Here is a 22,547-nt window from a genome sequence, read left to right on the forward strand (position 1 = left end):
TCAGGCCCTCCGGCGGGCGTCCGCCGCCGCCAGCACGTCGGCGGGCAGGATGCCGCCGATCACCCGACCGCCGTCGTCAACCGCGACGCCCACCCCCGACGGTGACGACAGCGCCGAGTCCAGTGCCTGGCTGAGGTTGCCGCCCGGGCGAAAGAGGGAGCCGACGGCGGACACGTGGTTCGCCAGCGGCGCGCCCGCGCGGCAGCTCCGCAGCCTCTCGGCGTCGAGCCAACCCACCGGCGCGCCCGCGGAGTCGACGACCAGCGCCCACCCGTCAGTAAAACCGGCATCGGGCGGACGGTTTTGCGGGATCCGGTGCAGATCGTGCAGCGGCAGACCCGTCGCGTCAAGGAGCTGCAGCCAGCGATAGCCGCGCCCGAGCCCGATGAACCGCGCGACGAAATCGTTGGCCGGCCGCGTCAGCAACTCGGCGGGCTCGTCGTATTGCTGCAGTGCCCCACCCCTGAACACCGCCACGCGATCAGCGAGCTTGAGCGCCTCGTCGATGTCGTGTGTGACGAACACAATGGTTTTACGCAGTTCGCTCTGCAGCCGCAGGATTTCGTTCTGCAGCTCGTCGCGGACCACCGGGTCGACGGCGGAGAACGCCTCGTCCATCAGCAGGATGGGTGGGTCGGCGGCCAGCGCGCGCGCGACGCCCACCCGCTGTTGCTCGCCGCCGGAGAGTTGCGCGGGGTAGCGGGTGGCGAGCTTGCCGTCGAGCCCGACGCGTTCGAGCACCTCGTACGCCGCCCTGCGGGCCTCCCGGCGGGACTTCCCCTTGAGCACCGGAACCGTTGCGACGTTATCGATCACGCGCTGGTGCGGCATCAGGCCGGCGCTCTGGATGACGTAGCCGATGCCGAGTCGCAGCGTGACCGGGTTGACCGTCGACACGTCGGCCCCGTCGACGGTGATCGTTCCGGAGGTCGGTTCCACCATCCGGTTGATCATCCGCAGCGCCGTGGTCTTGCCGCTGCCGGACGAACCGACGAAGACCGTCAGCCTGCCCGTGGGGACTGCCAGGTTCAGCCGGTCGATGGCGGCGGTCCCGTCGGGGAACACCTTGCTGACGTCGTCGAAGACGATCGCGGCATCCCGGTCTGCCATCATTCGCCAATCGGGTGGTTGAAGCCGTTGTCGCGCACCCAGTTTCGGGCCGCCTGCGCGGGGTCCATGCCGTGGTTGCCGGCCACCAGCGAGTTCAATGTCACCACGGCGGGCAACGTCAGTTTCGCCGACACCGCGTCCAGCACGTCCTTGAGCCGATCGGAACGCTTCTGCGAATTGACCAGCGGCACAATGTTGCCCGCCAGGAAATTGTGGTCCGGGTCGGCCAGCACGACCAGGTGGTTCTGCGGAATCGCGGGCGAGGTGCTGTAGATGTCGGCGGCCGTGACCCGGCCTTCCAGCAGCGCGCGCACTGTCACCGCGCCGCCGCCGTCCTCGATGGCGACGAAATTGCCGGGGCTGATGTCGAGCGCATACTTCCGTTTCAGGCCGGGCATCCCTTCCGGCCGCGTTTGAAACGACGAGGAGGCACCGAATTTCACCTCCGGCGAGTGCGCGGCCAGATCGGCGATGGTAGTGAGATGCCAGGCGGCGGCCGTCGCGCTCGTCACAGTCACGGTGTCGGTGTCGGAGGCCGGTGCGGGAGTCAGGATGGACAGGTCACCGGGCAGTCGGTCACAGAGTTCCAGCTGCACGGCATCCAACATGGTGGCCGTCGAGTCGGGCGCGAAGTAGAGCAGCAGGTTCCCGATATACTCCGGCACCAGGTCGATGGAATGGTCCTTCAGCGCGGGGATGTAGGTTTCGCGACTGCCGATCCCCATCCGCCGGCCGACATCAAACCCGTTGGCCTGCAGCGCTTCCGCGTAGATCTCGGCGACGATCTCCGATTCCGGAAAATCGCCGGACCCAACCACGATGGACTTCGGGCTGCGGGTCTGCGCCCCGAGCGGATCGGAATTGCTGCATGCCGCAACCACGCACAGCATCGCCAACCAGGCCACCGCGCGCATGGCCGCGGTGTGCCCGCGCGGCAGCACCCTCATACCGCCGACATTAACGGCAGACCCGGCGCGCCGCCGGCCCTCTGGCGGCCTTGCTTTCTTTTCCCGGCGCCGTAGGACGAAGATGACACCCATGAGCAGCCACACCCCTGCCTCGCCCGGCCCACCGCCCCCCAAGCCCACCCACGCGCCCTCGACGGGCGCGAAGTCCGCGCAGCCCGCGAAACCCAATGAACCGGCCATCGGCTTCACGCGCGCCGGCGCGCTGTGGACGTCGCTGATCGTCGGCTTCCTGGTCCTGATCGTGTTGTTGATCTTCATCGCCCAGAACACGGCAACGACGGCGTTTACGTTCTTGGGGTGGCACTGGACCCTCCCGCTCGGGGTGGCCATCCTGCTCGCGGCCGTGGTCGGCGGCCTGATCACCGTCGCGGTCGGCACCGCCCGGATCCTGCAGCTGCGCCGCGCGGCCAAGAAGCACCACGCGGCGGCGTCACACTAGGCGGCGCCGCGGTCAGTCGGGCAGCTTGGCGAGCTCCGCCAGCCCGCGCGAGATCAGCGGCGCGACCACCTCGGGCGTCTCGTCCGAGGTGTCGCCCTTGCCGTGGGCCAGATCCGACATGCGCCGGCGGAAGTCGATGCCGGCGGCGATGATGGCCAGCTTGAAGTAGGCCAGCGCCATGTAGAACTCCCAGTGCGCCAGGGACACCCCCGCGACCAGCGAATACCGGTCGGCCAGCTCGTCCGCGGTCGGCAGCAGCGGCGACGTCCACGCCGCCTGCGCATTGACGATGAGGTCCAGCGCGGGGTCCCGGTACACGCACATGAGGGCTGCGTCGCTGAGCGGGTCGCCGAGCGTCGACAGCTCCCAGTCCACGACGGCGCGCACCTTGGTGGGGTCGTCGGCATCCAGGATGGTGTTGTCGATCCGGTAGTCGCCGTGCACGATCGACGTGCGACTCTGCTGCGGGATCGCCTCGCGCAGGCCGGAATGCAGCCGCTCGACGTCGGCGTCGCGCCGGTCCTCCGGGAGCCGCACCAGGTCCCACTGCGAGCCCCACCGCCGCACCTGGCGCTCCAGGTAGCCGCTCGGCTTGCCGAAGTCGGCCAGCCCCACGGCGTTCGGGTCGACCCCGTGCAGGTCCACGAGCACGCGGATGAGCGAGTTCACGCAGCCGTCGATGACGGTGCGACTGAGCGCCTCGAGCTGGGCCCTCCGGCGCACCACCTGGCCCGCCACGAATTCGACGATTTGGAAGGGCGCGCCCAGCACCGACTCGTCCTCGCACAGCGCTATCGCGCGGGCCACGGGCACCGGGGTGTCGCGCAGCGCGGCGACCACCCGGTACTCGCGGGACATGTCGTGCGCGGACGGCGTCAGCCCGTGCAGGGGGGGCCGGCGCACCAGCCAGCTGGTCGCGTCGTCGTAGACGCGGAACGTCAGGTTCGACCGGCCACCGGAAACGAACTCCGCCCGCAACTCGCCGTCGCGGTCGATGCCCAGCGCGCGCAGGTATCGGTCCAGCGAGGACAGGTCGAGCCCTTCGAGTTGGTCAGCAGAGTTCACCGGACTTGTCTACCACCGCTCGTTGCGGCCGAGCGTCACCACCGCTGGTTTCGGGGCAACAGGTCCCACACGTGCTCGGTGGTGTTGACGGCCGCCACGGTCGCCTGGCCGGAACGGGAGAACAAGAGCCGGGTGACCGAGGCGTAGTCGACCGGAAATGACAGCAGCCGCGCGGTACCCAGGACCTCGTGCAGCAGCACGTTGATCACCCCGCCGTGGCTGAACACCGCGACCGTCTCGTCGGGGTCGGACGCGGCCACGAGGTCGGCGAGGGCGGCGCGAATGCGCCCGCGGAACGCGTCCTCGTCGACCGCGCTGGGCAGATGTCCTTGGGCGAGGCGCGCCCACTCCTCCGGCCGCTCGTGCCGGATCTGCTCGACGGGGATGTACATCGGAAGGTCGCGGTCGTACTCGGCGAATCGATCATCGATCTCGACAGCCAGCGCACGGGCCGCCGCAACCGGTTCCGCGGTCTGGATGGCCCGCCGCTGTGGGCTGCTTACCACCCGCGAGATGGGGAATCGGGCCAGCGCCTCGGGCAGCCGCCGAACTTGGGCGAACCCTTCGTCCGACAGGTCGGGGTCGGAGCCCTCACCGTGTTCGCTGCGCAGCGGCAGGGCGTGCCGGACGAGCAGAACTTGCATGGGCCCACCATTTCATGCGGCCGGCCGCCGTCGCCCCGCGAGTGGAGAAAGCTATTCTCTGCACAGAGAGTGGGGCGTGCGCGGCTGTCGGCGATATCCAGGTGGACACGGGCGTCCTCGCCCGATGGCTGGACGCCAACGACGCGCCCGGCGGCGGCGAAAGCCCGCTGCTGCAGCGGCTCACCGGCGGGTCCCAAAACACCCTGTACCTGATCGACCGGGGCGGCGAACGCATGGTGCTGCGGATGCCCGAGCCAGGTGGTCGTGCGGTTCCCGCTGTCCGAGGCGGCGGCGCTGCGGCACGTGGCCGACCGCAAGGGACCTGGTGCTCGACGTCGCGTGATCCGCTCTCGCCCCTCGCGCGAGCAGACGCAAAGGCGCCCGACACGCCGAGAAGACGCGAGCTTTTGCGTCTTCTCGCGCCAAGTGTTTGTGGCGCGAGTGACTAAGGCGTGACGATGTTGAAGCTCGGATCGGGTTGGTCGAGCACACCCAGGAAGTCCTGCAGGGCCTGCTGGTCCCCCGAGATCTCCAGCCCGGGCGAAGCGAAGTCACCCATAGCGACGGTGATGAGCCGAAACTTGCTGTCCAGCTTGACCGTGACCGTCGCCGTCGCCGGGGTGGCCGGCGCCTTGCGGTAGACGAGCACGCCGTTGCGCAGGGCCAGCCGGTAGTTGGTGGCGAGGTCGGCGAACGAGATGTCGACGGCGACGTCGAGGTCCCAGCCCCGCGGGCCGTTGACGCGGATGGCGAGGCTGTCGAAGATCTGCTCCGGGGTCAGCTGGTTCAGCATGGACAACGAGGTGGCCGTGGTAGCGGTGCCGAAGTTTCCCTCCCGCAGTTCGGTGGCGCCGCTCATGAAGAAGTTGCGCCAGGTCGCGTTCTCGGCGCCGTAGGCCAGCTGCTCGAGCGTGTCGGCATAGAGCGCGCGCGCCCCCTCGTGCCGCTCGTCGGTGAAGATCGCGTGGTCCAACAGCGTAGCCGCCCAACGGAAGTCGCCGACATCGAATGCGGTCCGGGCCAGCTCGACGACCCGGTCGATCCCGCCCATCGCGTCGACGTAGCGGGGCGCGAGCGCCTCCGGGGGATGCGGCCACAGCCGGCCGGGATTGCCGTCGAACCAGCCCATGTAGCGCTGGTAGACGGCCTTCACGTTGTGGCTCACCGATCCGTAGTACCCGCGGGCGTGCCAGGCGCGCTCCAGCGCCGGCGGCATCCGGAACATCTCGGCGATCTCCACACCGGTGTGGCCCTGGTTCAGCAGCCGCAACGTCTGGTCGTGCAGGTAGGCGTACAGGTCGCGTTGCAGGGACAGGAATTCAACGATGCTCTCGCGCCCCCACGTCGGCCAGTGATGCGATGCGAACACCACGTCGGTGCGGTCGGCGAAGGTGTCGATCGCCTCGGTGAGGTACCCGGCCCACGCGTGCGGATCGCGCACCAGGGCCCCGCGCAGCGTCAGTAGGTTGTGCAGGTTGTGGGTGGCGTTCTCGGCCATGCACAGCGCCCGGAATTGCGGGAAGTAGAAGTGCATTTCGGCCGGCGCCTCCGTGCCCGGCGCCATCTGGAACTCGATCTCCACGCCGTCGACGGTGTGCTTCTCACCGGTCCGCCGAATGTCGATGGTGGGCACGATGATGGCCACCTCGCCGGTGGACGGCGCCTGGCCGAGCCCGCAGCCGACCTGATCCAGCGGCCCACGCGGCAGCAGGGTGCCGTACATGTAGGTGGCCCGCCGTGTCATGGCCGGCCCGGCGTAAACGTTCTCCTGGACGGCGTGCTCGACGAAGCCCTCCGGGGCCAGGACGGCCACCGCGCCGGAATCCACTTCCTGCTGCGAGGTGACACCGAGGACGCCGCCGAAGTGGTCGACGTGGCTGTGGGTGTAGATGACGGCGACGACGGGACGGTCGCCGCCCCGGTGCGCGCGATACAACGCCAGCGCCGCGGCGGCCGTCTCGGTGCACACCAGCGGATCGATGACGATGACCCCGGAGTCGCCCTCGACGAAGGTCACGTTCGACAGGTCGAGGCCCCGGACCTGATAGATGCGGGGCACCACCTCGTAGAGGCCTTGCTTGGCGGCCAGCGTGGACTGCCGCCAGAGGCTGGGATGCACCGACGTCGGCGCCGGGCCGCCGAGGAACGCATAGGCGTCGTTGTCCCAGACGACCCGGCCGTCGGCGGCCTTGACAACGCATGGCGACAGCGCGGCGATGAATCCACGATCGGCATTGTCGAAATCGGTGACGTCGTCGAATGGCAGTGAGCGATCGCGATGCGCCGACTCGATGACCGCGGCGGGAGTTTTGTGGTCCACCGCCAACACATTGCCATTAATGGCGCGCCGACGAAGCGTTCTCGCGAGTGGACGGTTGAATGCAAAATTAATGGCCCTCGGACCCTAGATTCTGCCTTCAGTTAACCCGCATACTGCCCATCGATCCGTCAAAGCCGACGGACAGCAACGTTCGGGCAAAGGAGAACAGGTGAAGCGAGGACTGACGGTTGCGGTTGCCGGAGCGGCAATTCTGACCGCGGGCATTTCTGGCTGTTCGAGCAACAAATCCAACTCGGGAGGCGGTGGAACCGCGACTTCGGTGCCGGGCGCCTCCGTGTCGGTCGGCGGCCCGGCCTCCAACGCCGCGAAGGTCATCATCGACGGTAAGGACCAGAACGTTCAGGGCACCACGATCTGCACCAAGGCCGGCGGCAACGTCACCATGGCGGTCGGCGGAAACACCACCGGGATCAGTGTCGTACTGACCGACGCCAACCCCCCACAGGTGAAGGCGGTCCAGCTCGGCAACGTCAACGGCGTGACCCTGCAGTACGCGCCGGGTAGCCAGGGCAACGCCTCGGCGACCAAGGACGGCAACACCTACAAGGTCACCGGCACCGCAACGGGCGTCGACATGGCCAACCCCATGCAGCCGGTCAACAAGCCTTTCGAAATCGACGTGACCTGCTCCTAGCCGGCAGCCGAAGGAGATGACGCGGGCGGTTGCCACCCGTTGAGTGGCAACCGCACCGTGAATTCGGTGCGACCCGGCGCGCTGTCCACGGCGATGGTGCCGTGGTGGGCCCTGACCACTGCGGACACGATCGCGAGACCAAGCCCGGTGCTGCCCCCCTTCCGGGAGCGGGAGGAGTCCCCGCGGGCGAATCGCTCGAACACCTCGGACTGCAGCGCCGGCGGGATGCCGGGCCCGTTGTCGATCACCTGCAGCACGCTCTGGGACGGCTCGGTGCTCAGTCGCGTCGTCACGACCGTGCCCGCGCCGGTATGGACGCGGGCGTTGGCGAGCAGGTTCGTCAGGACCTGATGCAGCCGCGCGGAATCCCCCGGGACGATCACCGGCTCTTCCGGCAGGTCCAACTCCCACTGGTGGTCCGGGCCCGCGACGTGCGCGTCGTTGACCGCGTCGACCGCGAGGCGCGACAGATCCACCGGCTCGCGTTCCAGCGGCCGCCCGGAGTCGAGGCGGGCCAGCAGCAGGAGGTCCTCGACCAGCCTCGTCATGCGTTCGGTCTCGGATGCCACCCGACTCATCGCATGCGCGACCGCCTCGCGGTCGTCACCCATGCGCTGGCTGAGTTCCGTGTAGCCGCGGATGGCGGCGAGCGGCGTGCGCAGTTCGTGGCTGGCGTCGGCGACGAACTGCCGCACCCGGGTCTCGCTGGCCTGCCGCGCCGACAGTGCGGCCGAGATGTGGTCAAGCATCCGGTTCAGCGCCGACCCCAGCTGGCCCACCTCGGTGGCCGGGTTGGCGTCGGACTCGGCCACCCGCACCGGCAGCTCGACCTCTCCGCGGTCCAACGGCAGGTCGGCGACCTTGCTCGCCGTCTGCGCGACACGGCGCAGCGGCGCTAACGCGGACCTGATGATCACGACGCCGGCGGTGGTGGCGGCGGCGAGCGCGATGACCGTCACGATCCCGAAGATGATGAGCATCCGCATCATCGTGGCGTCGACGTTCGACATCGACAGACCGGTCACGATGACATCGTCCCCGTTTCGGCTCGCGGCAGCGATGACCCGATACCGACCCAGGCCGTCGAGGTCCAGCGTAACCGGGCGGCGACTCCCTGCGATCTGCTCGAGCTGGTTCTGCGCGGCCGGGGTCAGGGTTGCCCGGGTTCCGCTGCTGGTCAGGTAGCCGGCATCGACAGCGTGGCCATGATTCACCACCGCGGCCACCATGCCCGCCGGCTGGCCGGGCGCGTCGAGGAACCGCGGACCCGGGCCCGGCCGGGGCCAGAAGCGCGATTCGTGACGCCAGCCGGGGCGCTTGGGTTCGGGATACATCAGCGCCGAGCGGTAGGAGGTGCCGGCGAGCTGCCCGTCAAGTTGCGCGACCAGGTGGTGCAGCAGCGCCAGTTCGGTCGCGGCGGTGATGCCGATGCATACGACGGCCAGGACGACGACTTGCCCGACCAGCAGCCGTAACCGGAGCGACCAGACCCGCCGGCCGCTAACGGGCCGGCTTGAGGACATAACCCGCGCCGCGCAGTGTGTGGATCATGGGCTCGCGACCGTTGTCGATCTTCTTGCGGAGGTAGGAGATGTAGAGCTCGACGATGTTGGACCGGCCGCCGAAGTCGTAACTCCACACGCGGTCCAAGATCTGGGCCTTGCTGAGCACGCGCTTGGAGTTGCGCATCATGAAGCGCAGCAGCTCAAACTCGGTCGAGGTCAGGGCGATGGGTTCGCCACCGCGGGTCACCTCATGGCTGTCCTCGTCGAGGACGAGGTCGCCGACCACCAGTTGGGCGCCGCTGTCCACGGTCGTCACCCCGGTGCGCCGCAGCAGGGCGCGCAGCCGCAGCACCACCTCTTCGATGCTGAAGGGTTTGGTCACGTAGTCGTCGCCGCCGGCGGTCAGGCCGGCGATGCGATCCTCCACCGAATCCTTGGCCGTCAGCAGAAGTACGGGCAGCTGCGGGTTCTCCTCACGCAGCTTGTGCAGCACGTCGAGCCCGCTCATGTCGGGCAGCATGATGTCGAGGACGACAACGTCGGGCCGCTGCGCCCGGGCGGATGCGATCGCCGAGGATCCGTCGCCGGCGGTCGCGATGTTCCAGCCTTCGTATCGCAACGCCATTGACACCATCTCGGCGAGCACGGCTTCGTCGTCGACCACGAGCACGTTGATCGGGTTGCCGTCCGCGCGGCACATGACAACGCGCTCTACCGAGGCCCGGGATTGCGTCACACTATTCAGTATCCGCAGCCGACTGGGCTGCCGCTATGGCATTGCTATGTGTCGGCTGTGGAAGATCAGCGTGACCGCGGGGGGCGGCCACGCTGATCTTCCACTTGTCTGGCGGCGCCTAATACCAGTAGCGCCGGCCGGCGACCGGACGGCCCACGGACCCCATAATCCAGAGCACGGCTCCGATCACGAGTACAACGACACCGATCTCCCATAGCAATGGGATTCCGAAAACGAATCCGAGAATGAGCAGGACTGCGCCCAAGATAATCATGTGAACTTCCTTTGAGTGAGGGGTTTAGGCAACTAGGCCACTGGGCATTGAACTCGGTTGTGGTACATGGCAATCCTTGACTTTCGGATTGACACCCGCGTAGTTCAAGGGGCCGGCGACCACGGTCAGCGCGATGTTTCCCGCTGTGACACAGCTTGTCGACCCACCCTTGAAGTAATCGCGCTGGTAAGCCGCGAACACTCCGATGAGCAGCCACACCAAGACAATCGCACCGAGTATTCCGCGACCACGCATGGTGACCTCCATTTGTGTTCCGAGAAACTTCTTTCTCGTGCGCCTAGCGTTACCCATCGCCCTCACGCCTAAACATGGTTGACGCCGACCCGCATACCACTCGCGGACGTGACGGCCGCCGAATCGGGCTGCGAGGCGCCGATCGGCCCCCCTCGCGCGAGGGCGCCGGTAGCATGGCGAGTGGTGTTGCGGTGAAGGGGAATTGCGATGTATCGCACCCAGAGCAGCGGGGAACACGCCTGTCGTGTCTGACACGCTGTTCGCTGACGTCTCCGAGTACCAAGTGCCTGCCGACGACAGGTACCCCTACCGGGTGCTGTCAATCCGCGTGTGCGACGGCACCTACCGGGACCACAACTTCGCGGCCAACTACGCCTGGATGCGGAGCGCCCTGGACCGCGGGCGTCTCACCTTCGGGATCGTATACACCTACGTGCGGCCCAACTGGTTGGCTAATGCCAACACCGTGCGCTCGACGATCGACGGTGAGGGCGGCCTGCACCCGCGCGTCGCGCTGATGCTCGATGTGGAATCGGGAGGAAACCCGCCGGGTGATGGGTCGGGATGGATCAATCCGCTGTACTGGAACCTGGCCGATTACGCCGGGAGTCCCGCCCGAATCATCGGTTATGCCAACGGATACGACTTCTTCAACAAGTGGCGGACACGCCCGGCGGGATTGCGAGTGATCGGTGCGGGCTACGGCTCGGATCCCCACCTGCCCGGCCAGGTGGCGCACCAGTACACCGACGGCAGCGGCTACAGCCCCGAGCTGCCACAGGGCTGTCCACCCTTCGGCGACTGCGACATGAACTCCGCTGACGGGTTGACGCCACAACAATTCGCCGCCGCGTGCGGCATCACGACGAATGGAGGATGGCTGATGGCGCTCACCGACGCAGAACAGGCCGAACTGTTGGCCAAAGTGCGCGACATCTGGGACCAGCTACGGGGACCTGGGGGCGCTGGCTGGCCCCAGCTCGGACAAAACAGCCAGGGGCAGAACCTCACCCCCGTCGACGCGATCGCCGCCATCAAGGACGACGTCGAGAGCCGGGCGTCGCCCGGGTGACGCCGGGCGCACGCACTAGGCCGTCAAGGCTTTGCCCAACAGGGCGGCAAGTCGCTGCTGCTCGCCCGCGTTGAGCCGCTGCCGCATGGGGGACATGAGCTCTCCGATCTGGGCGATGATCTCCGGCGTGAGTCGTCGCGCCTCCGTGGTGAGGCTGACGCCCACCGATCGGCCGTCGGTGGCATCGGTGTCCTTTTGCACCAGTCCACGCTGCACGGCGCGGTCGACGAGGCCGCTGACCGTCGAGCGCTCCAAGCCCAGGTAGGTGGCGAGTTCGGCCATCGTCGGTTCGCGGTCGCGGAGAATCCCGAGCACACGCAGCTGCGTCAGCGACAGATGATGCTCGGAGGCAACCTTATTCAGGATTGCGAGGCGGCGACGAGCCCGGTCATGTCATCGTGGGTGGCCCTGCGGCGGCGTATCGACTTCGGGGCGGGCGCGACCCCGAGCGACTCGCCGGCCTCACCCAGTACGGGGCGGACGAGGTCGTCCCACTCGGCACCGGGGTGAGCGATGTCGTTCGGGTCGCGGCCGACGTCGACGTCGTCCTCGACTACCTGTGGGGTGCAACCACGGCCGAGGTCATGGCCGGCATCGCGGCCACCCGTTCGGAGCCCGGAAAGCCGCTCACCTGGGTCGAGATCGGTTCGATGGCCGGCCCCTCGGCCGCGCTACGCGCCCTCCGGTTGCAGATCGTTGGGAGCGGGCAGGGATCGATCCCGGCGCGCGACCTCTTGGCCGAACTGCCGGCCATCGCCGACGAGATCACCGGCGGCGGCTATCGACTCGACGTGCGAGCGGTTCCGCTGTCGGAGGTCGAAGCGGCCTGGCGGGATTTCACCGCCGATCAGCGGATCGTGATCACCCCGGCTTAACCCGCCCGTCGCTGTGCGGACACGAAAAGCGTTGGGGGCATGGCGTCCTCGGAACCCGCCGGAATCTCGCGCGAGTAACGCGCCATCAGCTCGGGGAACGTCTGCGCGGACACCTCCCACCCGTGCTGACGCAGCCAGACGTCGACGGGCGTGCGCTCCTCGGCGTACCAGAGGTCGTCGAAGTCCTTGATCTCGGCGTTCACCAGCCTGGCCGCCGCCGCCCGCATCCGCTGCGCGTCCTCGCGCTGACGCCGGACCAGGTCCGGGTCGGTGAAGCCCGCACCGGGCACGTTGGACGCCAGCCAGCTGCCCTTCGCGCTGAGCGCGTCGATGCGTTCGAACAACAGGTCCTGGGCCTGGGCGGGGAGGTAGCGCACCAGCCCCTCGGCCGACCAGGCAGCCGGCCGAGACGGGTCGAACCCTGCCTCCTGCAACGCCTTCGGCCAATCCTGACGAAGATCGATCGGCACGTTCACCAGCCGCGCGGCGGGCTGCGCACCATGGTCGTGCAGCGTCTGCGACTTGAAGTCCAGCACCTTGGGCTGGTCGAGTTCGTAGACCACGGTGCCGTCGGGCCAGGGCAGCCGCCAGGTCCGCGCGTCCAACCCCGACGCCAGGATGACCACCTGCCGCACCCCGGTGTCGGCCGCCCCCAGGAAAAACTCGTCGAAGAAGGCCGTCCGGGTGGCCATGAAGTCGATCATCAGCTGGACGCGCGACTGCACGTCCGGTTCGAGCTCGATCGCCTTGGCCAGCAGCGCGGGATCGGCGTAGATGCTCCACATCCCCTCCCCCGCGGCGTCGACGAAAACCCGCGCGAACGGGTCGTTGATGAGCGGGTTGTCGCTCTCGGTCTCCGCCGCGCGTGCCGCGGCGACGCCCAGTGCGGTGGCCCCCACGCTCTGAGTGATGTCCCAAGAATCGTTGTCCGTGCGCGGCATCGGCTGTTCCTCTCCCGACAGAAAGTAAGTTATGCACACTATTCTTCCAGCCGCCGACCGCCCGAGGTGCTTCTGGCCCGTGGCCTAGGCTTTTTCCCAGACGGTCCACAGGTTGCGAAGGAGCGCCGATGACGCGGAGCCCTCAGGAAGTGTTCGCCCACCATGTCGACGCGATGGTCGCGGGCGACCTCGACGAGATCGTCGCCGACTACGCCGACGATTCCGTGGTGATCACCCGCGCGGGCGTCGCACGCGGGAAGGACGGCGTCCGCAAAGCATTCGCTCAGCTCCTGGACGACCTGCCTGCCGCGGCGTGGAAGGTCAAGACGCAGATCTTCGAGGGCGACGTGTTGTTCCTCGAGTGGGCCGCCGTCGCGGAGTCGACCCGGGCCGACGACGGCGTCGACACCTTCGTGTTCCGGGACGGAATGATCCACGCCCAGACGTTCCGGTACACGCTGCAGAGTGGGAGTTGAACGTGGATGCCGGCGACCTGGAGGCCGTGGCCCGCTGGATGTCGGAGCAGGGGCTGGGTGACGGGCCGCTCGAGGACGTCAGGACCGTGACCGGCGGCACCCAGAACGTCATGCTGCGCTTCACCCGGGCGGGACGCCCGTACGTGCTGCGGCGCGGGCCGCGCCACCTGCGGCCCCGCAGCAACAGCGTCATCCTGCGCGAGACGAGAGTCCTTGCGGCGCTCGCCGATTCGGATGTGCCGCACCCGCACCTGATCGCGGCGTGCGCGGATCCGGGCGTGCTGGGCGATGCGGTGTTCTACCTGATGGAGCCGGTCGACGGGTTCAATGCGGGCGAGGGGCTGCCGCCGCTGCACGCGGGTGACGCCGAGGTTCGATATCAAATGGGCCTGTCGATGGCCGACGCGTTGGCGAGGCTGGGTGCCGTCGACCATCTCGCCGTCGGCCTCGCCGACTTCGGCAAGCCCGACGGGTTCCTGGAACGCCAAGTGCCGCGCTGGCTTTCGGAGCTCGACTCCTATCGCGAGTACGAGAACTACCCGGGGCCGCAGATCCCGGGAGTCGAGCAGGTGGCGGCCTGGCTCGAGGAGCGCCGTCCGGCCAGCTGGAAGCCGGGCATCATGCACGGTGACTACCACGCTGCCAACGTGATGTTCTCCCGCACCGGGCCCGAGGTGGTCGCCATCGTCGACTGGGAGATGTGCACCATCGGTGACCCGCTGCTGGACCTGGGTTGGCTGTTGGCCACCTGGAAGCAGCCCGACGGCTCCAGTGTCTTCAGCCATGCGCTGGGCGGCCAGGACGGGTTGGCGAGCACCGAGGACCTGTGCCAGCGGTACGCCGCCAACACCACCCGAGACCTGTCCAGCATCACCTGGTACACGGTGCTGGCGTGCTTCAAGCTCGGCATCGTGATCGAGGGAACGCTTGCCCGCGCGTGCGCGGGCAAGGCCGAAAAGGCCGTCGGGGACCAACTTCACGCGGCGACGGTTCATCTGTTCGAGAGGGCGCTGAATCTCCTCGAGACGCGGACCTGACACGCGGCGCCGCCCGGATCACGCACTACCATCTGCTTTCGTGCCGCCCTACCCCGAGGAACCCGACTACTACTCCGAGCCCACCCAGGCCGCGCGCTACGGCGGCTACAACGACGTCGCGCCCGAGCCACCGCAAGGACCGGGGCCGTGGTACCGCCGTCCGGCGGCGCTCGTCGCGGCTGGCGCGATCGGCGTAATTGTGCTTGCCGCGGTGGTGTTCGCGGCGGTCAAGCTCGCGTCCGGGTCGTCACACGCCCCCGCCGCGACGACAACCACCGCCCCCACCACGACCGCCCCGGTGACCACCACGACCACCACGACCACGGAGGCGCCGAGGCACCACGGCGGGGGTGGCGGGGCGCCGACCCAGACCGTCACCGAGACGGTCCCGCCATCGAGCACGGAAACCCCGACGACGACGACCGAGCCGAGCACGGTGACCGCGTCGCCGAGCACCGAAACCAGCACGGTCACCCAAACCGTGACCGTCCCACCGCGTCGGCCCTTCCAACCACGCCCATAACGGCGCCGCGACCGATAACGTTCCATTCCGTGGAAGTCGGTGACTCCGTCAGGCGCTCGCTTGATCATTGGGAACGGCGGCAGTGGGACGCGGCGCTGACGCACGCCTGCAACGCCGTCGACGGCACCGCCAAGAAACGCTATCCACAGTCAGGGGTGGCGAACCGGTTCAAGCTCACGATCCGTGAGGCGATGGACATCTTCCGCATGATGGCGGCGCCGGGCGTCGACTTCGAACAGAGCCGCTTTCCCATCGCGGTCAAGTCGGATCTGCCCGACGGGCGCCCCGACATCGCCGACGTCCTGTTCGGCGTTCACCGTCGGCTCCACGGACACGAGGACGAACTGCCCAATGGGTTCGAACTGACCCCGCCCGGCCCCCGTCCTCAGAGCGCGCACCTCTGGCGAAGCGGCAAGATCCAGCTGCCCGCGTCGGTGGTGATCGGTCTGCTGGCGATCGCGGTGTTCGCGCCGGAGAACAAGGGCGAGAACATTCCCGACGGATATCAGCTCAGCTGGTACCAGTACCCCTTCCTCATCTGCCTCTGGTGGGGCTGGCAGGACCATTTCCGCGAGATCATCGGCACCGCGCAAATCCCGCACACCGCTCTCGATTTCTCGGGGTTCTGGGACGAGTGGACGCCGGCCTGAGCAGCCGCGTGCGTCCGGCTTCCCCCCAGGATGCGGCCGCCTGCCTCGCGATCTATCGGCCTTACGTTCTCGGCACCGCGATCAGCTGGGAGCTGCAAGTCCCGACGGTCGACGAGATGGCCGCGCGCATCACCGCGGCCCGCGAGACCCACGAATGGCTCGCGCTCGAACGCGACGACGAGGTCATCGGCTTCGCGTACGGGCAGACGTTCAACCGTCTGCCCGCCTTCCGGTGGACGGCCCAGACCGGGCTCTATGTCCAGGCCGGCCGGCATCGCACGGGCGGGGGCCGCGAACTCTACGCGCGGCTACTCCCCCGGCTGGCCGAACGAGGGTACCGGCAGGCCATGGCCGCCATCACGCAACCGAACGAGGCCAGCAACGGGTTCCACCGGTCGTTCGGATTCCGCGACGCAGGCCTCTACCGGCGGGTCGAATGGAAGCTCGACCGCTGGCACGATGTCGCGTGGATGCAGCTCGACCTGGTCGGCTCCGCCACGCCGGACGTGCCGCCGCGCCCCCTCACCTGAGGGGGACGCGGTGACGCTGAGGGTGGTGTTAGCGGCCGCCGCCGGCGCCGCCACCGAGACGACCGCCGGCGCCACCGCCACCGATCCGTCCCCCGGCGCCACCGCCGCCGAAGCGGCCGCCGCCAGCGCCGCCACCGATCCGTCCGAATGTTCCCCCAGAGCTCAATGTGATCGTCATGGGCGGGAGATTATCGCCGCCGACGGCCCGCCACAACCAATGCCATCTGAATGATCGGCGACAACGAGGATCCGCGAAACCCCGTCCGGCAGCGATGGACCCGATTACGCTGCGCCCTAATCGGGCTTCAGCCCCGCTTCAGACGGGAGTTCCCATGACTCGCGCGGCCCTGTGTGTGTCGATCCTGGCTTCGCTGGTCGGGGCGCTGGGTATGCCGCCGGACGCACGCGCCGATCCCGACCCCGTCTCCGTGGCCGCGTTCCTCGAGACGTTGAACCAGGCTCACATCCCCTATGACAACGCCGGGAAGATGGTCGACCTGGGGAACACGGTCTGCCGGCAGTCCCGCGGCGGCACCGCCTTCGACGACGTCGGCGAATCGGTGGTCGGCAACGGATTCACGCCTGCCCAGGCGGGCCTGATCATGGGCGCCGCCGTCGCGACCTTCTGCCCCGACATGCAGCCGGCGATGGACCGGTGGAGCAACAGCTGAGTTTTAGGTAGGCGGGCTCAGGACGAGCTGAGACAATGGCGTGGTGAGCACCAAGCCCCCGCGTCAGCCACCCGCCGCTCCGAACGCCCGCCCGAGCAGCCGGGTCACCCCAGCGGAGCTGGAACGGTTCGCCGATGAAGATTTGATGCGAGAGATGCAGGACGAAGCGCGGCTGCTCGATGAGGCCCCGCCACATCACCAATAGCCGGGTCGCCTTACCCCGCTGGTCGCATATTCACTACGCGGTTCTCCGGTGCAATTCGAACAACGGAATCACCCGGCTGGTCTTTGACTGATACACGCCGAAGTTCGGCGACATCGCGACGATCTCGGCGAAAACTTCCGCCCGTCGATCACCGTGCAGCTCGTTGACCGTCACCTCGAAGGACTCCGCGCCCGCTTCGACGCGCGCAATCGGATTCGCACGCAGGTTGTGCACCCAATCCGGATGGTTCGGCGCTCCCCCGCGCGAGCCCACCACAACCATCGAGCCGTCGATCGTGAAGTACGCGAGCGGGGTCATCCTCAATTTTCCCGACTTCGCCCCGGTCGACGTCAGCAATAACATTCCATAATCTTCGAAGATGCCTCCGACTTTTCCGTCGTTGGCGCGAAATTCTTCGACGATCTGGTCGTTGAACACCTTGAGCGCGACCGTGTCGGTGCGGAACAACTCTTCATCGAACTCTTGCAAAGCAAGAACCTTTCACGAGGCAAATGCAACTTCGATTAATCGGAGATGGGGTCCTTCGGACGCCGTTGCGGTGCTCCCCGGGCGCCAGCGCGGTCGGCGGTTGTGGCCTAAAACCACTATGGGCACGGGCTCGTGCGATTGCTTGTGCGCCGGCGTACACCACTTGCCCCGATGCGCCCCGCATCACCGGGTCAACCCCGAAGCGACTGTGATGCCATCAAGAACTGGGTCACCGTCCGGGGGACGGCCCACCCTCGAAAAATCGAAGCGCGCCCGAAGGGATTCGAACCCCTAACCTTCTGATCCGTAGTCAGATGCTCTATCCGTTGAGCTACGGGCGCCTGTCTTCAGTTGTGTTCCCCGAAAGGAACCCAGCGGAGGCGAGAGGATTTGAACCTCCGGTCCCCTTTGGGGGGGACAACTCATTAGCAGTGAGCCCCATTCGGCCGCTCTGGCACGCCTCCATCGGCCTCTGAGGGTACCCGACCCCTGCCCGGTCTCCCGAAACCGCCGGAGGGTCAGCGTACACAGCGCCGACTATGCTGTCGAAGTGACCGCCCGCCTACGCCCCGAACTGCAGGGGCTACCGGTCTATGTCCCCGGCAAGACGGTGCCCGGCGCCATCAAGCTGGCCAGCAACGAGACCGTGTTCGGTCCGCTGCCCAGCGTCCGCGCCGCGATCGAAAAGGCCACCGACGAGATCAACCGCTACCCCGACAACGGCTGCGTCGAGGTGAAAGCGGCGCTGGCCAGCCACCTGGGCCCCGAGTTCGGGCCCGAGCACGTCGCCGTGGGCTGCGGGTCGGTCAGCCTGTGCCAGCAGCTCGTCCAGATCACCGCCTCGGTCGGTGACGAGGTGATCATGGGCTGGCACACCTTCGAGGTTTACCCGCCGCAGGTCCAGACCGCCGGGGCGACCCCCGTCATGGTTCCGCTCATCGATCACACCTATGACCTTGACGCGATGTTCGCCGCAATCACCGACCGCACCCGGCTGATCTTCGTCTGCAACCCCAACAATCCGACGTCCACCGTCGTCGATCCCGGGGCGCTGGCCCGCTTTGTCGAGGCCGTGCCCCCGCACATCCTGATCGCCATCGACGAGGCCTACGTCGAGTACATCCGCGACGGCATGCGGCCCGACAGTCTGGGGCTCGCCCGCACCCACAGCAACGTCGTTGTGCTGCGCACTTTTTCGAAGGCCTACGGGCTGGCGGGACTGCGGGTCGGCTACGCGATCGGGCACGCCGACCTCATGGCGGCTTTGGACAAGGTCTACGTGCCGTTCGCGGTGACGAGCGTCTCGCAGGCGGCGGCCATCGCGTCGCTGGACGCCGCCGACGAACTCCTCGCGCGCACGGACGCCCTGGTCGCCGAGCGCGCCCGCGTCGCTGCAGCTCTCCACGACGCCGGCTACGCGCTGCCGCCATCGCAGGCGAACTTCGTTTGGTTGCCGCTGGGGGCCCGCACGATGGACTTCGTGCAGCGCGCCGCGGAGGCGCGTGTCGTGGTGCGGCCGTTCGTCCCCGATGGCGTGCGCGTCAGCATCGGCGCGCCGCACGAGAACGACGCCCTGCTGCAATTCGCCTACGACTGGATCGCCCGAAGGAGTGGCCCGTGACCCTGGCCCGCAAGAAGTTCACCGAATTCAAGGAGCGCGACGGCGAGATCCCCGACGGCGAGCTCGACGACTTCTGGTCGAGCCTGCAGCCGACGACCATCGACGAGATGATCGGCGAGTGGAAGGGCGGCGAGTTCCGCACCGGCCACCGGATGAACGGACAGCTCGAGAAGGCTGGCTGGTTCGGCAAGACCTTCAAGTCCGCCCGCGACGTGCAGCCGCTGGTCTGCCTGGACGCCGAGGGCAACAAGTTCTCGAACGTGGAGATGGGCAAGGGCGAGGCCAGCCTGTGGCTGGAAGACTTCCGCGGTGAAGTCACCGCGACGATGGTTTACGACGGCCAGCCCGTGCACGACCACTTCAAGAAGATCGACGACGACGCCGTCATGGGCATCATGAACGGCAAGGGCGTCCGGGATAACGGCCGGTATTACTACTTCTACCTCGAGCGGGTGTAGCGGGTGTATCGGCTCGAGCGAGCGTGCGGCTGGCCGCGCGTTCGGCGCCCAACGTGCGGCTGGCCGCACACCGGGCCCAGGAGCTACCGGGCCGGGTTGCGGCCGGTGAAGGCGACCAGCTGCTCGAGGGCGCCCGCGGCCTCGGGCACGTCGACCGGGTCGTCGAAGCCGGCGCCGGCGCGGACCTCCGGTCTGATCACCTGGCGGGCGAGCCCCAGCACATAGTCCGACAGCGGTTCGGGGGCCTCGAGCTGGTGGCCCACGGCCGCCGCGTAATCCCAGGCGTGCACCAGGAATTCGATCGACAGGATGGCGCACGCGCTCTTGGCCGACATCTCGCCCTTGCCGAACGGCACCGAGCCGTCCAGGCCGCGGCGGTGCCAGGCGTCCAAGGCGGGCCGGGCCGCGGCGACGACCTGCCGCTCCACGGAATCGCTGTCGTCACGCTCCGGCATCTGCGCGCCGACCATGCCGCCCAACCCGGAGATGGACTTCAACAGGTGCTCGGTGAGCCGCTCCACGTCGAACTCGGTGCACGGGGTCCGCTTGGCCAAATCGTCGGCGGCGATCGGGTGCAGCACGCGCTGCAGGATCCCCAACGTGTCCTCGGCACTGTGCAGCTCGTCCGTCGGCGGGGAATGAGGGCCGGGTCGCAGATCGGGAGCCATATTCGCCACGCTACGGTCTCGATATGGGCGATACATACGAATCCGTCACAGTGGAGACCAAAGACCAGGTCGCCCAGGTGACGCTGGTCGGACCGGGCAAGGGCAACGCGATGGGACCCGCGTTCTGGTCGGAGATGCCGGAGGTGTTCGCGGCGCTCGACGCCGACCGCGACGTGCGGGCCATCGTCATCACCGGGTCGGGGAAGAACTTCAGCTACGGGCTCGACGTGCCCGCCATGGGCGGGGCGTTCGCCCCAGTGCTGGGCGGCGACGCGCTGGCCCGCCCGCGCGCGGACTTCCACGCCGAGATCAAGCGCATGCAGAACGCGATCACCGCCATCGCCGACTGCCGAACGCCGACGATCGCGTCGGTGCACGGCTGGTGCATCGGCGGCGGCGTCGACCTGATCTCGGCGGTCGACATCCGCTACGCCAGCGCCGACGCCAAGTTCTCGGTGCGTGAGGTCAAGCTCGCCATCGTCGCAGACGTCGGCAGCCTCGCCCGCCTGCCGCTCATCCTGAGCGACGGACACCTGCGCGAACTCGCGCTGACCGGCAAGGACATCGACGCGCGCCGGGCGGAGAAGATCGGCCTGGTCAACGACGTCTACGACGACGCCGAGGCCGCCCTGGCCGCGGCCCACGCCACCGCCGCCGAGATCGCCGCCAACCCGCCGCTGACCGTGCACGGCATCAAGGATGTGCTTGACCAGCAACGCATCTCGGCGGTTTCGGAGAGCCTGCGCTACGTCGCCGCGTGGAACGCGGCGTTCCTGCCGTCGAAGGACCTGACCGAGGGGATCTCGGCGGCGTTCGCCAAGCGCCCGCCGCAGTTCACCGGCGACTAGGGCACGTACCCTCGCTGGGGTGGCTGACATGACCCCCGACGGCAGGATCCGCGTGCCGTCCGACCTGGACTCCGTGACAACCATCGGCGAGGAGGACCACTCCGGCGTCGGCGCCGCCGCGGTCGAGCGGATCTGGCGCGCCGCCCGCCACTGGTATCAGGCCGGGTTCCACCCCGCCATCCAGCTGTGCATCCGGCAGCACGGGCGCGTCGTGCTCAACCGCGCCATCGGCCACGGCTGGGGCAACGCGCCCACCGACCCCCCGGACGCCGACAAGACCGTCGTCACGACCGGCACCCCCTTCTGCGTGTACTCGGCGGCCAAGGGCATCACGGCGACGGTCGTGCACATGCTCGTCGACCGCGGGGTCTTCGCGCTCGACGACCGCGTGTGCGAGTACATCCCCAGCTACACCAGCCACGGCAAGCACCGCACCACGATCCGGCACGTGCTGACGCACAGCGCGGGGGTGCCCTTCCCCACCGGGCCGCGGCCCGACGTCACCCGGGCCGACGACCACGAGTACGCCCAGCAGAAGCTCGGCGAGTTGCGCCCCCTCTACCGCCCCGGCCTGGTGCACATCTACCACGCGCTGACCTGGGGGCCGCTGATGCGCGAAATCGTGTACGCGGCTACGGGGAAGGAGATCCGCGAGATCCTGGCCACCGAGATCCTCGACCCGCTGGGCTTCCGCTGGACGAACTTCGGCGTCGAGAAGAAGGACGTCGCGCTCGTCGCCCCTAGCCACGCCACCGGCCGTGCGCTGCCCGCGCCCATCGCCCAGATCTTCCGCAAAGCCATCGGCGGCACGGTGCACGAGATCATCCCGTACACCAACACCCCGATGTTCCTCACCACCATCGTGCCGTCCTCCAACACCATCTCCACGGCTGACGAACTGTCGCGGTTCGCCGAAATCTGGCGCCGCGGCGGGGAACTCGACGGCGTGCGGGTGCTGAGGCCCGAGACGATGCGCGGGGCCGTGGCCGAAGCCCGCCGATTGCGGCCGGACTTCGCGGTGGGGTTGCAGCCCGCCCGCTGGGGCACCGGATACATGCTGGGCACCAAACGCTGGGGCCCGTTCGGGCGGGGCGCGGCAGAGGCGTTCGGCAACCTGGGGCTGGCCAACATCGCGATCTGGGCGGACCCGGAGCGCCACCTGGCCGCCGGGGTGATCAGCAGCGGCAAGCCGGGCCGCGATCCCGAGATCAAGCGGTACACCGCCCTGATGGACACGATCGCCGCGCAGATTCCGACCGGTTGACCACACCCGGCCGTGGGAACACTGCGAGCATGGCTAACTACCGAGTGCTCAATCCCAAGGGTGACGTCGTCGAGACGAAAGACATCGAGAGCGCCGACAAGGCGCACGCCTACTTCGCCGATAACGCGGTGCCGGGCAACGAACTCGGTTGGCGCATGGAGGTCGAGGAGGACGGCGAATGGCACTACTTCGACAACAGCGAAGGCGATCGCAGCTACTAGTGGCGGGTCGCCACTAGTAGCTGCTCG

General features: G+C 68.1%; 29 protein-coding genes, 2 tRNA genes and 1 pseudogene. 17 read left to right on the forward strand and 15 right to left on the reverse strand.

Going from position 1 to position 22,547, the window contains the following annotated elements:
* Both SKC42_RS16660 and SKC42_RS16665 read right to left on the reverse strand, forming a co-directional pair.
* Entirely contained in the window at positions 1–1,110 is a 1,110-nt protein-coding gene (locus tag SKC42_RS16660) for an ABC transporter ATP-binding protein (RefSeq protein WP_330965389.1), read from the reverse strand.
* Complete coding sequence (locus tag SKC42_RS16665) at positions 1,110–2,057, reverse strand: ABC transporter substrate-binding protein (protein ID WP_330965390.1); 948 nt, start codon at positions 2,055–2,057, stop codon at positions 1,110–1,112. The genes SKC42_RS16660 and SKC42_RS16665 overlap by 1 nt, the downstream gene beginning before the upstream one ends.
* A gap of 91 nt (positions 2,058–2,148) precedes the next feature.
* On the opposite strand from SKC42_RS16665, the gene SKC42_RS16670 reads away from it, so the two are divergent.
* On the forward strand, positions 2,149–2,517 hold the full coding sequence (locus SKC42_RS16670) for a LapA family protein (RefSeq protein ID WP_330965391.1): 369 nt from the start codon (positions 2,149–2,151) through the stop codon (positions 2,515–2,517).
* A gap of 12 nt (positions 2,518–2,529) precedes the next feature.
* Here SKC42_RS16670 and SKC42_RS16675 read toward each other — a convergent pair whose 3' ends face one another.
* A complete protein-coding gene (locus SKC42_RS16675; RefSeq protein WP_330965392.1) occupies positions 2,530–3,582 on the reverse strand; it encodes a phosphotransferase family protein in 1,053 nt (350 codons plus the stop codon).
* A gap of 35 nt (positions 3,583–3,617) precedes the next feature.
* Entirely contained in the window at positions 3,618–4,226 is a 609-nt protein-coding gene (locus SKC42_RS16680; RefSeq protein ID WP_330965393.1) for a histidine phosphatase family protein, read from the reverse strand.
* Between the two features lie 14 nt (positions 4,227–4,240).
* On the opposite strand from SKC42_RS16680, the pseudogene SKC42_RS16685 reads away from it, so the two are divergent.
* Positions 4,241–4,495 (forward strand): annotated as a pseudogene (locus SKC42_RS16685) (hypothetical protein); the annotation flags it as partial.
* 176 nt (positions 4,496–4,671) lie between these two features.
* Here SKC42_RS16685 and SKC42_RS16690 read toward each other — a convergent pair.
* Positions 4,672–6,546, reverse strand: a complete 1,875-nt coding sequence (locus SKC42_RS16690; protein ID WP_442932173.1) for an alkyl/aryl-sulfatase — start codon at positions 6,544–6,546, stop codon at positions 4,672–4,674.
* Positions 6,547–6,715: 169 nt separating this feature from the next.
* Between SKC42_RS16690 and SKC42_RS16695 the strand changes: the two genes are divergently transcribed.
* Positions 6,716–7,201: a lipoprotein LpqH gene (locus SKC42_RS16695; protein ID WP_330965394.1), complete on the forward strand. Its 486-nt coding sequence runs from the start codon at positions 6,716–6,718 to the stop codon at positions 7,199–7,201.
* On the opposite strand, the gene SKC42_RS16700 is transcribed toward SKC42_RS16695, so the two are convergent.
* The 3 genes from SKC42_RS16700 to SKC42_RS16710 all read right to left on the reverse strand — a co-directional run bounded on the left by SKC42_RS16700 (position 7,198) and on the right by SKC42_RS16710 (position 9,983).
* Positions 7,198–8,724, reverse strand: coding sequence for a sensor histidine kinase (locus SKC42_RS16700; protein ID WP_330965395.1), 1,527 nt, complete (start codon positions 8,722–8,724; stop codon positions 7,198–7,200). The genes SKC42_RS16695 and SKC42_RS16700 overlap by 4 nt on opposite strands.
* Entirely contained in the window at positions 8,702–9,406 is a 705-nt protein-coding gene (locus SKC42_RS16705; protein ID WP_330965524.1) for a response regulator transcription factor, read from the reverse strand. Before SKC42_RS16705 ends, SKC42_RS16700 begins: the two co-directional genes overlap by 23 nt.
* A gap of 334 nt (positions 9,407–9,740) precedes the next feature.
* Positions 9,741–9,983, reverse strand: a complete 243-nt coding sequence (locus SKC42_RS16710; RefSeq protein ID WP_330965396.1) for a hypothetical protein — start codon at positions 9,981–9,983, stop codon at positions 9,741–9,743.
* Between the two features lie 232 nt (positions 9,984–10,215).
* On the opposite strand from SKC42_RS16710, the gene SKC42_RS16715 reads away from it, so the two are divergent.
* The gene (locus SKC42_RS16715; RefSeq protein ID WP_330965397.1) at positions 10,216–11,043 is read left to right on the forward strand and encodes a hypothetical protein; all 828 of its coding nucleotides are present in this window, start codon (positions 10,216–10,218) and stop codon (positions 11,041–11,043) included.
* Between the two features lie 15 nt (positions 11,044–11,058).
* Here SKC42_RS16715 and SKC42_RS16720 read toward each other — a convergent pair whose 3' ends face one another.
* On the reverse strand, positions 11,059–11,409 hold the full coding sequence (locus SKC42_RS16720; protein WP_330965525.1) for a MarR family winged helix-turn-helix transcriptional regulator: 351 nt from the start codon (positions 11,407–11,409) through the stop codon (positions 11,059–11,061).
* A 32-nt stretch (positions 11,410–11,441) separates the two neighbouring features.
* Here SKC42_RS16720 and SKC42_RS16725 point away from each other — a divergent pair, with 32 nt between their 5' ends.
* Positions 11,442–11,918: a hypothetical protein gene (locus tag SKC42_RS16725; protein WP_330965398.1), complete on the forward strand. Its 477-nt coding sequence runs from the start codon at positions 11,442–11,444 to the stop codon at positions 11,916–11,918.
* Here the strand turns inward: SKC42_RS16725 and SKC42_RS16730 are convergent.
* Positions 11,915–12,859, reverse strand: a complete 945-nt coding sequence (locus SKC42_RS16730; RefSeq protein ID WP_330965399.1) for a class I SAM-dependent methyltransferase — start codon at positions 12,857–12,859, stop codon at positions 11,915–11,917. The genes SKC42_RS16725 and SKC42_RS16730 overlap by 4 nt on opposite strands.
* Positions 12,860–12,987: 128 nt before the next feature.
* Between SKC42_RS16730 and SKC42_RS16735 the strand changes: the two genes are divergently transcribed.
* The 5 genes from SKC42_RS16735 to SKC42_RS16755 are packed head-to-tail and all read left to right on the forward strand — an operon-like array spanning position 12,988 to position 16,075.
* Positions 12,988–13,335, forward strand: coding sequence for a nuclear transport factor 2 family protein (locus tag SKC42_RS16735; protein ID WP_330965400.1), 348 nt, complete (start codon positions 12,988–12,990; stop codon positions 13,333–13,335).
* A 38-nt stretch (positions 13,336–13,373) separates the two neighbouring features.
* Positions 13,374–14,372 (forward strand): phosphotransferase family protein, encoded by a 999-nt coding sequence (locus SKC42_RS16740; RefSeq protein WP_330965526.1) that lies wholly within the window; start codon positions 13,374–13,376, stop codon positions 14,370–14,372.
* A gap of 40 nt (positions 14,373–14,412) precedes the next feature.
* Complete coding sequence (locus tag SKC42_RS16745) at positions 14,413–14,895, forward strand: hypothetical protein (protein WP_330965401.1); 483 nt, start codon at positions 14,413–14,415, stop codon at positions 14,893–14,895.
* Positions 14,896–14,924: 29 nt separating this feature from the next.
* A complete protein-coding gene (locus tag SKC42_RS16750) occupies positions 14,925–15,545 on the forward strand; it encodes a hypothetical protein (RefSeq protein WP_330965402.1) in 621 nt (206 codons plus the stop codon).
* Entirely contained in the window at positions 15,530–16,075 is a 546-nt protein-coding gene (locus tag SKC42_RS16755) for a GNAT family N-acetyltransferase (RefSeq protein ID WP_330965403.1), read from the forward strand. The genes SKC42_RS16750 and SKC42_RS16755 overlap by 16 nt, the downstream gene beginning before the upstream one ends.
* A gap of 28 nt (positions 16,076–16,103) precedes the next feature.
* On the opposite strand, the gene SKC42_RS16760 is transcribed toward SKC42_RS16755, so the two are convergent.
* Positions 16,104–16,253 (reverse strand): hypothetical protein, encoded by a 150-nt coding sequence (locus SKC42_RS16760; RefSeq protein WP_330965404.1) that lies wholly within the window; start codon positions 16,251–16,253, stop codon positions 16,104–16,106.
* A 154-nt stretch (positions 16,254–16,407) separates the two neighbouring features.
* Here SKC42_RS16760 and SKC42_RS16765 point away from each other — a divergent pair, with 154 nt between their 5' ends.
* Both SKC42_RS16765 and SKC42_RS16770 read left to right on the forward strand, forming a co-directional pair.
* Positions 16,408–16,746 (forward strand): DUF732 domain-containing protein, encoded by a 339-nt coding sequence (locus SKC42_RS16765; protein WP_330965405.1) that lies wholly within the window; start codon positions 16,408–16,410, stop codon positions 16,744–16,746.
* A 43-nt stretch (positions 16,747–16,789) separates the two neighbouring features.
* Positions 16,790–16,951, forward strand: coding sequence for a hypothetical protein (locus tag SKC42_RS16770; protein WP_330965406.1), 162 nt, complete (start codon positions 16,790–16,792; stop codon positions 16,949–16,951).
* Between the two features lie 33 nt (positions 16,952–16,984).
* Here the strand turns inward: SKC42_RS16770 and SKC42_RS16775 are convergent, their stop codons facing one another.
* From SKC42_RS16775 to SKC42_RS16785, 3 genes are all read right to left on the reverse strand, one after another.
* Positions 16,985–17,419, reverse strand: coding sequence for a nitroreductase family deazaflavin-dependent oxidoreductase (locus SKC42_RS16775; RefSeq protein WP_330965407.1), 435 nt, complete (start codon positions 17,417–17,419; stop codon positions 16,985–16,987).
* A 289-nt stretch (positions 17,420–17,708) separates the two neighbouring features.
* Positions 17,709–17,781, reverse strand: a tRNA-Arg gene (locus SKC42_RS16780).
* Positions 17,782–17,815: 34 nt separating this feature from the next.
* Positions 17,816–17,904 (reverse strand) — tRNA-Ser (locus tag SKC42_RS16785).
* A gap of 86 nt (positions 17,905–17,990) precedes the next feature.
* On the opposite strand from SKC42_RS16785, the gene SKC42_RS16790 reads away from it, so the two are divergent.
* Both SKC42_RS16790 and SKC42_RS16795 read left to right on the forward strand, forming a co-directional pair.
* Positions 17,991–19,061, forward strand: coding sequence for a pyridoxal phosphate-dependent aminotransferase (locus SKC42_RS16790; RefSeq protein ID WP_330965408.1), 1,071 nt, complete (start codon positions 17,991–17,993; stop codon positions 19,059–19,061).
* Complete coding sequence (locus SKC42_RS16795; RefSeq protein WP_330965409.1) at positions 19,058–19,519, forward strand: DUF4334 domain-containing protein; 462 nt, start codon at positions 19,058–19,060, stop codon at positions 19,517–19,519. Before SKC42_RS16790 ends, SKC42_RS16795 begins: the two co-directional genes overlap by 4 nt.
* Before the next feature lie 83 nt (positions 19,520–19,602).
* On the opposite strand, the gene SKC42_RS16800 is transcribed toward SKC42_RS16795, so the two are convergent.
* Entirely contained in the window at positions 19,603–20,187 is a 585-nt protein-coding gene (locus SKC42_RS16800; protein ID WP_330965410.1) for a TIGR03086 family metal-binding protein, read from the reverse strand.
* Positions 20,188–20,210: 23 nt separating this feature from the next.
* On the opposite strand from SKC42_RS16800, the gene SKC42_RS16805 reads away from it, so the two are divergent.
* Genes SKC42_RS16805 through SKC42_RS16815 form a run of 3 tightly spaced genes read left to right on the forward strand, consistent with a single transcriptional unit; the run spans position 20,211 to position 22,520 of the window.
* The gene (locus SKC42_RS16805; protein WP_330965411.1) at positions 20,211–21,035 is read left to right on the forward strand and encodes a crotonase/enoyl-CoA hydratase family protein; all 825 of its coding nucleotides are present in this window, start codon (positions 20,211–20,213) and stop codon (positions 21,033–21,035) included.
* A gap of 28 nt (positions 21,036–21,063) precedes the next feature.
* Positions 21,064–22,299: a lipase LipE gene (gene lipE / locus SKC42_RS16810; protein WP_330965527.1), complete on the forward strand. Its 1,236-nt coding sequence runs from the start codon at positions 21,064–21,066 to the stop codon at positions 22,297–22,299.
* Between the two features lie 29 nt (positions 22,300–22,328).
* Positions 22,329–22,520: a hypothetical protein gene (locus SKC42_RS16815; RefSeq protein ID WP_330965412.1), complete on the forward strand. Its 192-nt coding sequence runs from the start codon at positions 22,329–22,331 to the stop codon at positions 22,518–22,520.
* The last annotated feature ends 27 nt before the right edge of the window (positions 22,521–22,547 follow it).

The organism is Mycobacterium sp. 050134 (assembly GCF_036409085.1).
Lineage (GTDB): Bacteria > Actinomycetota > Actinomycetes > Mycobacteriales > Mycobacteriaceae > Mycobacterium.

Excerpts from the sequence above, each read along its gene's own strand:
- SKC42_RS16740 (WP_330965526.1), top strand. The coding sequence starts at position 13,374 with ATGTCGGAGCAGGGGCTGGGTGACGGGCCGCTCGAGGACGTCAGGACC.
- SKC42_RS16670 (WP_330965391.1), top strand. The coding sequence starts at position 2,149 with ATGAGCAGCCACACCCCTGCCTCGCCCGGCCCACCGCCCCCCAAGCCC.
- SKC42_RS16680 (WP_330965393.1), bottom strand. The coding sequence starts at position 4,226 with ATGCAAGTTCTGCTCGTCCGGCACGCCCTGCCGCTGCGCAGCGAACAC.
- SKC42_RS16660 (WP_330965389.1), bottom strand. The coding sequence starts at position 1,110 with ATGGCAGACCGGGATGCCGCGATCGTCTTCGACGACGTCAGCAAGGTG.
- SKC42_RS16800 (WP_330965410.1), bottom strand. The coding sequence starts at position 20,187 with ATGGCTCCCGATCTGCGACCCGGCCCTCATTCCCCGCCGACGGACGAG.
- lipE (WP_330965527.1), top strand. The coding sequence starts at position 21,064 with ATGACCCCCGACGGCAGGATCCGCGTGCCGTCCGACCTGGACTCCGTG.
- SKC42_RS16730 (WP_330965399.1), bottom strand. The coding sequence starts at position 12,859 with ATGCCGCGCACGGACAACGATTCTTGGGACATCACTCAGAGCGTGGGG.
- SKC42_RS16815 (WP_330965412.1), top strand. The coding sequence starts at position 22,329 with ATGGCTAACTACCGAGTGCTCAATCCCAAGGGTGACGTCGTCGAGACG.
- SKC42_RS16805 (WP_330965411.1), top strand. The coding sequence starts at position 20,211 with ATGGGCGATACATACGAATCCGTCACAGTGGAGACCAAAGACCAGGTC.
- SKC42_RS16705 (WP_330965524.1), bottom strand. The coding sequence starts at position 9,406 with ATGTGCCGCGCGGACGGCAACCCGATCAACGTGCTCGTGGTCGACGAC.
- SKC42_RS16760 (WP_330965404.1), bottom strand. The coding sequence starts at position 16,253 with ATGACGATCACATTGAGCTCTGGGGGAACATTCGGACGGATCGGTGGC.
- SKC42_RS16765 (WP_330965405.1), top strand. The coding sequence starts at position 16,408 with ATGACTCGCGCGGCCCTGTGTGTGTCGATCCTGGCTTCGCTGGTCGGG.
- SKC42_RS16710 (WP_330965396.1), bottom strand. The coding sequence starts at position 9,983 with ATGGAGGTCACCATGCGTGGTCGCGGAATACTCGGTGCGATTGTCTTG.
- SKC42_RS16665 (WP_330965390.1), bottom strand. The coding sequence starts at position 2,057 with ATGAGGGTGCTGCCGCGCGGGCACACCGCGGCCATGCGCGCGGTGGCC.
- SKC42_RS16735 (WP_330965400.1), top strand. The coding sequence starts at position 12,988 with ATGACGCGGAGCCCTCAGGAAGTGTTCGCCCACCATGTCGACGCGATG.
- SKC42_RS16700 (WP_330965395.1), bottom strand. The coding sequence starts at position 8,724 with ATGTCCTCAAGCCGGCCCGTTAGCGGCCGGCGGGTCTGGTCGCTCCGG.